Annotated in this window: 10 protein-coding genes; 6 read left to right on the top strand and 4 right to left on the bottom strand. The window is 70.0% G+C overall.

All coding sequences use genetic code 11. The annotated features are described in order from the left end of the window. Nucleotides 1–96 precede the first annotated feature (96 nt). The 3 genes from VF794_RS09690 to VF794_RS09680 all read right to left on the bottom strand — a co-directional run bounded on the left by VF794_RS09690 (nt 97) and on the right by VF794_RS09680 (nt 3,061). A complete protein-coding gene (locus VF794_RS09690) occupies nt 97–456 on the bottom strand; it encodes a helix-turn-helix transcriptional regulator (protein WP_331109023.1) in 360 nt (119 codons plus the stop codon). Nucleotides 457–520: 64 nt separating this feature from the next. Beyond that, nucleotides 521–2,434 carry a hypothetical protein gene (locus VF794_RS09685; RefSeq protein WP_331109021.1) on the bottom strand — a complete coding sequence of 638 codons (1,914 nt, stop codon included), beginning with the start codon at nt 2,432–2,434 and terminating at the stop codon, nt 521–523. Nucleotides 2,435–2,482: 48 nt separating this feature from the next. Beyond that, nucleotides 2,483–3,061: a chalcone isomerase family protein gene (locus VF794_RS09680; protein ID WP_331109019.1), complete on the bottom strand. Its 579-nt coding sequence runs from the start codon at nt 3,059–3,061 to the stop codon at nt 2,483–2,485. Between the two features lie 186 nt (nt 3,062–3,247). Here VF794_RS09680 and VF794_RS09675 point away from each other — a divergent pair, with 186 nt between their 5' ends. From VF794_RS09675 to VF794_RS09655, 5 genes are all read left to right on the top strand, one after another. After that, the gene (locus tag VF794_RS09675) at nt 3,248–4,609 is read left to right on the top strand and encodes an erythromycin esterase family protein (RefSeq protein ID WP_331109017.1); all 1,362 of its coding nucleotides are present in this window, start codon (nt 3,248–3,250) and stop codon (nt 4,607–4,609) included. A gap of 45 nt (nt 4,610–4,654) precedes the next feature. Beyond that, a complete protein-coding gene (locus VF794_RS09670) occupies nt 4,655–5,434 on the top strand; it encodes an alpha/beta hydrolase (protein WP_331109015.1) in 780 nt (259 codons plus the stop codon). Further along, complete coding sequence (locus VF794_RS09665; protein ID WP_331109013.1) at nt 5,435–6,217, top strand: ZIP family metal transporter; 783 nt, start codon at nt 5,435–5,437, stop codon at nt 6,215–6,217. 88 nt (nt 6,218–6,305) lie between these two features. Next, on the top strand, nt 6,306–6,746 hold the full coding sequence (locus VF794_RS09660; protein WP_331109011.1) for a hypothetical protein: 441 nt from the start codon (nt 6,306–6,308) through the stop codon (nt 6,744–6,746). 108 nt (nt 6,747–6,854) lie between these two features. Then, a complete protein-coding gene (locus tag VF794_RS09655; RefSeq protein ID WP_331109009.1) occupies nt 6,855–7,712 on the top strand; it encodes a hypothetical protein in 858 nt (285 codons plus the stop codon). An 18-nt stretch (nt 7,713–7,730) separates the two neighbouring features. Here the strand turns inward: VF794_RS09655 and VF794_RS09650 are convergent, their stop codons facing one another. Further along, nucleotides 7,731–8,471 carry a hypothetical protein gene (locus VF794_RS09650; RefSeq protein WP_331109008.1) on the bottom strand — a complete coding sequence of 247 codons (741 nt, stop codon included), beginning with the start codon at nt 8,469–8,471 and terminating at the stop codon, nt 7,731–7,733. Between the two features lie 298 nt (nt 8,472–8,769). Between VF794_RS09650 and VF794_RS09645 the strand changes: the two genes are divergently transcribed. Continuing rightward, nucleotides 8,770–9,435, top strand: coding sequence for a hypothetical protein (locus VF794_RS09645; protein WP_331109006.1), 666 nt, complete (start codon nt 8,770–8,772; stop codon nt 9,433–9,435). The last annotated feature ends 137 nt before the right edge of the window (nt 9,436–9,572 follow it).

The raw sequence follows: 9,572 nt of genomic DNA, 5'->3' as shown, positions 1-9,572 counted from the left end.
ACACCTGGGACACGCTCGACTACGAGCGCACGGCGAAGGTCGTGCAGGGCGTCCAGTGCGCCCTCCAGGCCCTGACCGCGCCGGGGCCCTGAACCTCTATTTGCGAATGGCGGCCGCGAGCGCCGACATGGTCCGCAGCGCGGAGGGAGAGAGCGTGCGCAGGATGTTCGCGAGCCGGCGCAGCTCCGGACTGTCCCCTGGCGCCCGCGGGTCGGGCATGGGGAGCGGCTCCGCGGAGCTGAGTCCCAGGAGCACGTTGGCGGAGACCTCCAACACCGTGCACAGACGGAACAGCGTGGGCACGCTCGGGAGCATCTGCCCGCGTTCGATGCGACCGTAGACGGCATGGGCGATCCCCGAGCGGGAGGCCACCTCGGCCTGGGTGAGCCCCACGCGCTCCCGGGCGGTCAGCAACCCGGTTCCCAGGCCGCGCTTCAGCTTGTCGAGATCATCCATACCCAGGTCACCTTACCTTGAAAAGCGGATGGTGCGAAGGGACCTTGCAGGTGGACCTGTTCAGTCAAGGCGCCTGGGGCATGCGGTACACACCGGTGTCGAAGCGCGGCGTCAGGAAGAGGAACTCCGCGCCCCGCCGCTCCCGCAGGACCCGCTCCGCGGCCGAGCCCCGCTGCACGCCCACCCAGCGCGGCTTCAATGCGTCGATTCGCGCGAGGTACTCCCTCACGTCGATGTCGCTCGGCACGTACTCCACCCGGGTGCGGTAGTCGCGCGTGAAGAACTCCGCGAGGAAGTACGCCGACTGGTCATAGACCACCACGTCGCCGGCCTTCAGCTCGCTCTCCTTGGTGAGGTTCCACTCGGTGGGCCACAGCCAGTCCACCACCTGGAGCGCCGAGCGCTCCAAGGGACTCGCGCGCAGCGCCTGCTCGAAGTGCTTCGCGTACATGAACAGGTCCGAGCGGGTCACCTGCGCGCTCGCCCCCTGCCAGAAGGTGAGGGTGGTGAGCCCCAGGAAGAGCAGCGAGAGGCCCGGCCGCAGCGACCCGCGCACCCCCTGCCCATGCACCACCCCCAGCGCCACCAGCCCCGCGGTGGCCACCCCCATGACGAAGCGCGGCCACCACGCCGCCTGCACCGTCAGCGACACCAGCGCCAGCGCGAGGATGGGCAGGTTGCGCTTCCAGCTCCTCGGGCTCACCAGCTCCAGCACCAGCACCAGCAGACACGGCACCAGCAGGTAGGCGAACACCGGGCCGAAGCCGCCCGTGCGCACGTCCGGCCAGAAGGTGGGCACCTCCACGTACCAGCTGCGCAGCAGGTGCGCGAAGGCATCCGGCGCCCCGAAGAAGAGCGGGCTCTCGCCGGGCCGCGTCCCGTAGAACTCCGCCGGGTCGAACTTCCCGGGCAGCTCGGTGCCCAGCAGCGGCACCTTCACCCGGAAGGCCCACAGCGGGTTGCCCGTCTTGAACAGGTTCTGGAAGTACTTGAACGAGCCCACCGCCATCAGCGCGAGCACCGACAGCGCCATGTCCCCCGCGAGCCGCCACCGCTCGCCCCGCGCGCGCCACAGCTCCAGCCCGCCTCGCGCGGCCACCCACGGCCCGAGCATCAACAGGTGGAAGGCCCCCGTCATCTTCGAGCCCACGTACAGCCCGAGCGCCAGCAGGCACATCCACCGGTCTCGCGCGCTGGGGCGCTCGCGCAGGAAGAACACCGCGGCGCTCAAGAAGGCGCCGCACGCCACGTCCACGTGCGTGCTCCACATCTGAAGGAACATGGGCGGCAGCAGCACCCACGCCGCGCCCACGCCCGCCGCGAAGGTCTTGCGCGCTCCCGCGGCATGCGCCCACGCCGCCGTCACCGCCGCCCCCAGCACCGCGAAGGGCAGCTGCGAGCTGTCGTCCAACCGGTTGTCGAGCGGGAAGATGCAGTTCCACGCCGCCAGCAGCTCGACGTTCTTCGGGTGGCTCTGCGTCCACGGCACCGACGTGTCGATCCAATCCAGCGAGCCCATCTGGATGGCGTAGGCGGTGATGGGCACGTGGTACCACGTCGGGTCCCACGTCCAGGACTTGTAGATCCACACCAGCAGAGAGGCGAAGAGCAGCACGCCCGTGGCAGCCACCACGGTGAGCACCGCCGGCTCACGCTCGTGCCACGCCTCCCGCGCCAGCCGCGCCGGGGCACCCGCGTCCGAGCGCAACAGCGCCAACGCCCGCTCGCGCCCCAGGCGGCGCCACGCGCCCCATGCCGGCACCGCGAACACCACCGGGGCCACCAGCCCCAGCCACACCGGACGCAGCAGCCCCGGCAACCCCAGGGCCTGCATGGCCAGCAGGATGAGCGAGGGCGCCACCAGCAGCGTGGCGATGAGCCGGTGCGACACGCCCTTGTCCGGATAGAGCGCCGCCGCCACCAGCCAGCCGGCGCCCAGGCACATCAGCGTCTCGATGATCCAGATGATCCAGCCCATGGCGCTCGCGGGCGGGGACAGTGCCCCAGCCCGGTGCACCCCGCAAGGCTAGTCGCGGTCGTAGATGGGGTTCTCCGTCAGCCAGGCCGCGAAGAGCGCGTCCGCGAAGTCCTTGCCCGGAATGAGGGCGCCCCGGCTGCCCTCACCGGAGATGAGCAGCCCTTTGCTCGGCAGATACGTGATGAGCAGGCTGTCACCCTTGCGCACGGCGCGCAGTGACTGGACGAGCTGCTCGGAGTAGCGCCGCATCTCCGGCGAGCGGCCCGCCGGGCTGCTGGAGAGGAAGTTGCGGAAGGCCTGCGCGAGCTGATCCCGGTTGATGTTGCGCCGGAAGTGCAACTGGAGCTGCTTGGGCCCCTGGAAGTCGATGGCCTCCTTGGTGGAAGCCGGCTTCTGCTCCAGGTAGAGCCCCCAGACGTAGATTTCGAAGAAGAGCTTCTTCTTGAGATCCACATGCTCCAGGGGGAGTTCCCTGCCCTGCAGGGAGATGGCGTCCGGCAGGCGCACCCCCGCCATCACCTTCGCCTGCGCCGACCCCGCGACCAGAAGCACCGCCAGCAACAACCCCCCCACACCCCATCCCCGCCGCGCCTTCATTACTTTCGCGTCCTCTCGGTTGTGCAGCATGTCGTCCAAGGTGGACACGGATCTGACGAGCGGCCAGCCCCGGGTTTCCGGGTTATTCCTCACGAGCGCTCGTCCGCTCGCCTGCCGAGGGCCAGCCTGGGAACGGCCGTGCCCACCCGTCTGTCAACCCTCCGACTTCTCCGAGCGCCGTGGGCAGTCACGGGTTGCCTGCCCACCTTCAGAGGCATGAATCCCTTTGATGAAGAGGAACGGGGAAAGCGCATCCGTCCCGAGCTCGTCGATGGCGTTCGGTCGGCCGCCATCCCCTTGAAGGACGACGCGTCGGACTTCGACGCCCTCATCGAGAGCATCGGTGACGCGCGCTTCGTGCTGCTGGGTGAGGCCACCCACGGCACGCACGAGTTCTACAAGGCCCGCGCGCAGCTCACCCGACGGCTCATCGCCGAGCACGGCTTCAGCGCGGTGGCGGTGGAGGCGGACTGGCCGGACGCCCTGCGGCTCAACCAGTACATCCACGGCGAGGGCTCGGACCGGGAGGCGAAGCACGCCTTCGACAACTTCGAGCGCTTCCCCCGGTGGATGTGGCGCAACGCCGAGGTGCTGGAGCTGGTGGAGTGGCTGCGCGAGCACAACGCCGCGCAGGGCCCGGACGGAATCCAGGCGGGCTTCTACGGGCTGGACCTCTACAGCCTGCACGCCTCCATGCGCGAGGTGGTGCGCTACCTGGAGGCGAGGGACCCCGAGGCGGCCCAGCGGGCGAGGACCCGCTACGCGTGCTTCGATCGCTTCGGCTCGGATCCCCAGTCCTACGGCCACGCCACGGCGTACGGCTTCGAGGACCCCTGCGAGGCCGAGGTCATCGAGACACTCCTGGAGCTGCGCCGACGCGAGGTGCGCGACGGGACACGGGAGGCGGACGCCCTCTTCCACGCGGAGCAGAACGCGCGGCTGGCGCGCGACGCGGAGGCCTACTACCGCACCATGTACTCGGGACGGAACGAGTCGTGGAACCTGCGCGACACGCACATGGCGGACACCGCGGATGCCCTGTCCGAGTACCTGGGCCGCCGCAATGGCAGGCCAGCGCGCCTCGTCATCTGGGCGCACAACTCGCACCTGGGCGACGCGCGCTTCACGCAGATGGGCGACCAGGGCGAGCTCAACCTGGGCCAGTTGATGCGCGAGCGCCACGGCAAGGAGACCTTCAACCTGGGCTTCACCACGTACTCGGGCACGGTCATCGCCGCGCGCGAGTGGGACGAGCCGGGACTGAAGCGGCGGGTGCGGCCGGCGCTGCCGGGCAGCTACGAGGCGCTCTTCCACGAGGTGGGCCTTCCCGGCTTCCTGCTGCGCATGGAGGACCTGGGCGAGGCGGGCGCGGGCCTGCGCGAGCGGAGGCTGGAGCGGGCCATCGGCGTCATCTACGCGCCCCACAGCGAGCGCTACAGCCACTACTTCCATGCGGACCTGCCGGCGCAGTTCGACGCGGTGCTGCACTATGACCGGACGAGCGCCCTCCAACCCCTGGACGCGGACGCCGGCCACGAGGAGGAGGACGCGGCGGACACCTGGCCCTTCGGTATCTGAGCGAAGGCGCTGCGGCGGGAAGGCTCTCGGGATATAGGAGCGAGCGTGATTCTCGAGAGCTTCCAGGTGGGTGAGGGGCAGCGGCCAACGGTGCTGCTGCATGGCTTCCTCGGTACGGGGCGCAACCTGCGCTCGCTGGCGGTGGCCTGGAGCGAGGTGGACAAGGGCCGCCGCTTCCTGCTGCCGGACCTCACGGGCCATGGTGCCTCGCCTCGGCTGCCGCCCGGGGCCACCCTGTCCACGGTGGCCGCGGACGTGGTGGAGACGGCGCGCGCCGCGGGGCTGGTGGGGCCGCTGGACTTCGTGGGTCACTCGCTGGGCGGGCGCGTGTCGCTCGCCGCGAGCCTGCGTGCTCCCGAGGACGTGGCCAGCGTGACGCTGTTGGACATCTCCCCCAGCTCCATCCCCACCCACCTCTCCGAAAGCGGCAAGGTGATGGAGATCCTCCGCGCCGCGCCGTCGAGCGCGCCGGATCGCCGGACGATGCGGGCGGAGCTGACGGGACGCGGGCTGTCCGGGCCGCTGTCCGACTGGCTCGTCATGAACCTGGAGTCCGCACCGGACGGTGGCGTGCGCTGGCGCTTCGACCGGGAGTCGCTCGCCGAGTTCCACGGGCGCGTGAATGGCGAGGACCTGTGGGCCGCGCTGACACGCCCGGGGGCGAAGGTGCGCTGCATCCGCGGCGGCCGGGCACACTACGTCTCCGACGCGGACCTGGTGCGGATGGAGGCCCAGGGCTGCCCGGTGGAAACGCTGCCCGAGGCGGGCCACTTCGTGCACGTGGATGCGCCGGAAGCGCTGCTGCGATGGCTGACAGGGAGCTGAATGGAACGCACCACCCTCCTCATCTGGCTCGCGGTCCTGGCGAACGGCCTCGCGGGGCTGACGGGGGGGCTCCTCTCGGAGCGCTGGCTCACCCGGCACCTGTCGGCGCTGGTGGCCTTCGCCGCCGGGGCACTGCTGGGCGCGGTGTTCCTCGAGGTCTTCCCCGAGGCGGTGGAGGCCATGGGTCCCGCGGCCTTCCAGTGGGCGCTCGGCAGCTTCGTGGTGCTCGTCTTCGTCGAGTGGTTCCTTGGGCCCCACCACCACGACCACTCCACCCATGCGCCCGGCCACCATCACCACGAGCCGTTGGGCTCCTCCACCGTGGTGCCCTCACTGCTGACGGCGGATGCGCTGCACAACGTCGGAGACGGCGCGGCGGTGGCGGCGGCCTTTCTCGTGTCGCCCCAGGCCGGGGTGGCCACCGCGCTGGCGGTGATCGCCCACGAGTTGCCCCAGGAGGTGGGGGACTACGCGCTGCTGCGCGCCGCGGGCTTCTCGCGTGCCCGGGCCCTGCTGGCGCTCGGGGCGGTACAGCTCACCGCGTTCGTCGGGGCGGCGGCCGTGGTGCTGGGCTCGCAACTGGTCGAGGGCCTGGCCGGCATCATCCTCGCGCTCGCCAGCGGCACCTTCCTCTACATCGGCGCCACGGACCTGCTGCCGGAGCTGCGCCGCAGCTCGGCACCCCATGAGGTGAGGGGACGGCTGATCGGCTTCGTCCTCGGGCTGGCCCTCGTGGCCGTGGCGGGCGTGGTGGAGCGGCATGTGCTCGGCACGCACCACTAGCCCGTCACATCGCGGAGGTGCCTCTTCCATCTTCCGTGGTGGCCCCCTCCGGCCGCCGGGTGATGGACCTATTCAGCGAGGAACCCCCATGGAACAGGCAAGCGTGGAACAGGCAAGCGCGAGAACCATCGACAACCGCTCCGAGCCGCTGGAGCCCAACCACTACGAGTTGCTGGGACGGGGCATCTCCGTCAGCTTCGCGAGCACCAGCCTCACCGGCCAACCGTTACTCCACTACCAGGACGCCAGCCGGGAGGTGAGCGCGATGGGCGAGGACCTCCGCCTGGTGGAGACGGAGATTGGGACGCTGGTGACCGTCACGCTCGAGCCGGACGCCGACGCGGGCTCGCTCCTCTTCACCCTGGTGATTCCGAGGGCCCGCCTGGAGGGCGTGGGCAGCGAGCTGCGCATCTCCACGGAGGGCCTCCTCACCCGCAGCCGGTTCTCGCGAGGACCCATCGCGGACGCCCAGCTCCAGGAGTCCATGTGCCTGCCGTTGAAGGGCCGGGCCACCTTCGTGGTGTCCTGACGACTTCCCCGGCGGCGGAGGGCCGCCCGGACAGGGAGCAGCCGACACGGCGAGGACTCCCCCGGGCGCCCATCGCCGGGCAGGGCCTTCATGGCCACGGTTCCAACCATGCAGCTGGGTTCCAAGCGGATGCTGGGAGAGATCCTCATGGAGATGGGGCTGATCGACCGCGCCCAGCTCCGTCTGGCCCTCGTACACCACCACGAGACGCGGGTGCCGCTCGGCCGGGCGCTCATCCGTGAGGGCGTGTGCACCGAGGATGACGTCCTGCGGGCGCTCTCGCGGCAGCTCGGCATCGAGGCCATCGACCTGCACCGTGAGTCGCTGAACCCGAAGCTCACCCGGCTCGTCCCCGCACGCATCGCCCGGCAGTACCGGGTCGTGCCGCTCCGGCTGGAGAAGGGGGAGCGCGAGGTGCTGCATGTGGCGCTCCCCGCCCCGGCCTCGTTGGAGGCGCTGGACGCGGTGCGCGCCATCTCCGGCAAACCCCGCGTCGAGCCGCACCTGGCCTCGGACTCGGGCCTGACCCGAGCGCTCGGCGTGCTCTACGGCATCCAGGAGGACTTCCGCGAGCCAGCCTTCGAGCCCTCCCCCGCTTCGGGTCCGGGCGCACCCATTCTGCTCTACGCCTGGCCCCCCGTCACCGCGACCCTCATCGCGCGAGCGCTCGGGCGGCAGGGCATCCAGACGAAGGTCGCCTCCCCGCTGGAGGTGATGCACACGGGGCCCTCGGACCTCGTGTTCGCCCCGGTGCAGGCCATGGAGGGCCTGCTCGCGGGTGAAGCCCACATCGCCGGCTCGCTGCTGCTCTCCGGCGGCTCGGATGACGAGGATCTGGAGCGGGCCCACCGGCTCGGCGCCAAGGGCTATGTCTCCAATCCGCTCGACGGAGACATGCTGCTGCGCGCCATCCGCCGGCTGCGCTCGTCCTCGGACGACTCCTCGCTGTCGGGCCCGAACGGCTGACCGCGACGCGACTGCCACCTACGGGAAGATGACGCCGGTGGGATTCTCCTCACTGGTGAGGAAGCGCGCGTACGTCGCCGTGTAGCGGTAGGTGTCCACGAGGAGGCGGTTGCCCTCGAAGTGCATGGCGCGGACCGCGGTGCTGCCCCTGTACGTGCCGAGGAACCCGGTGCGGGAGACCGTCAGCGTCTTCGGCTCGAGCGCGAAGAGGCGCACATGCACCAGCGCCGAGCCGCTCGGCGACTGCTTCGACGGGAAGGCGAGGGCGAGGCCATGGCTCTCCTTCTGGGCCACCGTGGCGCCGCCGAGATAGGAGGAGTCGAGCACCACCGACTGGGCCTCGCAGTGCTGGGAGGCCATGCGCTGCACGGTGAGGTAGTAGCGCGGCGGACCCCACGGGCCGCCACTGGGCGGGGTGGAGATGAAGTACCAGCACCCGCGCAGCCGCACGGGAGGGCCGGCCAGCCACCCGAAGACCTCCGGCTCCGAGGTGCGCAGCAGCTCCACCGCCTGGGCCTCGGTGTACTCATTGACGGGCCCGGCCTCGGACGTCGTGGGCTCGGACGCCTCCTCCGCCAGCGCGTCGGACGCCGTGCGGGTCCCCAGCGCCTCGAGGGCCGCGTTGTCCCAGGCCTCCTGGAGCGCGTCGTGGACCTTCTGCTCCTCGGTCCGCGGGTCCAGCTGCTCCTCCTGACCCTCTTCCGCGAAGGCGCTCGTGGCACCGAGCAGTACGGCCGTCATGGAGACTGCGCGAATCATCTGCCGCATGGTGTCCTCCCTTACATGGATTTCCGCATTTTCACGTAAAGGACCCGAGCACTTCCAGTGTGGACACACGCACTCCGGGGGCGCGGGTGATCGCAACGTCCACACCGGGATACAGTCCACGCCCTGGTCGTCATCGTTGGAGAGGGACTTGAACCCGAGAGTGGCCGTAGTCAGCGCAGTGCTCGCGATCGCCTCACTGGGCGGTTGCAGGACCGTTGCGGAACCGAAACCGAGTCCCACAGGCTCCGAAGGGCCGACGCTCCAGCGGGCCTCCTCGGCCCTGGAATCCATGCCCTCCAGCCCGGCTTCGCGCCGGAAGCGCCCCCCGCAGCCCGCGCCGTCCGTCCTCCCAGCGCCCGAGGCCCGGCTCTACCTCCCCGGGTCGATCGTCAATACCTTCGCGACGAGGCCCTGGGCGAGCGATGTCGAGCAGATTCCCGCGTCGGTGATCGACACCGGCACCTTCAGGTTCGTCCGCTACGTCTCGTACCAGGCGGAGCGTTTCGAGCTCAATATCTATGGGGATCCCCAACACCCCGCGGGCGTGGAGATCGGTGTCTACGCCGGCGATGAGAGCATCAAGAAAGAGATCCGCGGCCTGATGGAGGGGTTCCTGCAATCGGCGGACGATCGAGACCTGCTTCACAACCTCTCGCTCGAACAGGGCAAGCGCACGCGCAACGGTCTCACGTTCGAGATCACTCCCCCCACCGCGGAGGATGCCTATGGGGCATGGTGGATCTCCATCTATGACCTGGAAGCGCTCGACAGGGCCCGTGTCTCGAACGCGGACATGAAGGTGGTCTCCGAGGAGGCCTCCAAGGAGCAGCGTGAGGCACTCCTCAAGAAGAAGCGGGCCCGGAAGCCGAGCAAGTCCTCGCGTGTCTACATCGAGGACAACTCCCTGGAACGGGGAGGGGACAGTTCCATCCGCATCTATTCCGAGCCTCAGTGATAACGAGGCTGCGAGTGAGCCGCCCTCCCCTCTCCCGCCCGAGGGGAGAGCGGGCCTTGTCCGTGCCCCTGAAGGTGAGGACCGTTCAAGGAGCGGTCCAGCCCTCATCCGGACCGCGGGAGCCGAACATGTTGAAC

The organism is Archangium sp. (assembly GCF_036389735.1).
Classification (GTDB): Bacteria; Myxococcota; Myxococcia; order Myxococcales; family Myxococcaceae; genus Archangium.
The sequence above is the reverse complement of the archived record's forward strand: the minus strand, read 5'-3'. Positions and strand labels throughout refer to the sequence as shown.

Coding starts and splice junctions, on each gene's coding strand:
- VF794_RS09645 (WP_331109006.1), top strand. CDS start 8,770: ATGCCCTCCAGCCCGGCTTCGCGCCGGAAGCGCCCCCCGCAGCCCGCG.
- VF794_RS09655 (WP_331109009.1), top strand. CDS start 6,855: ATGCAGCTGGGTTCCAAGCGGATGCTGGGAGAGATCCTCATGGAGATG.
- VF794_RS09680 (WP_331109019.1), bottom strand. CDS start 3,061: ATGCTGCACAACCGAGAGGACGCGAAAGTAATGAAGGCGCGGCGGGGA.
- VF794_RS09690 (WP_331109023.1), bottom strand. CDS start 456: ATGGATGATCTCGACAAGCTGAAGCGCGGCCTGGGAACCGGGTTGCTG.
- VF794_RS09685 (WP_331109021.1), bottom strand. CDS start 2,434: ATGGGCTGGATCATCTGGATCATCGAGACGCTGATGTGCCTGGGCGCC.
- VF794_RS09660 (WP_331109011.1), top strand. CDS start 6,306: ATGGAACAGGCAAGCGTGGAACAGGCAAGCGCGAGAACCATCGACAAC.
- VF794_RS09665 (WP_331109013.1), top strand. CDS start 5,435: ATGGAACGCACCACCCTCCTCATCTGGCTCGCGGTCCTGGCGAACGGC.
- VF794_RS09650 (WP_331109008.1), bottom strand. CDS start 8,471: ATGATTCGCGCAGTCTCCATGACGGCCGTACTGCTCGGTGCCACGAGC.
- VF794_RS09675 (WP_331109017.1), top strand. CDS start 3,248: ATGAATCCCTTTGATGAAGAGGAACGGGGAAAGCGCATCCGTCCCGAG.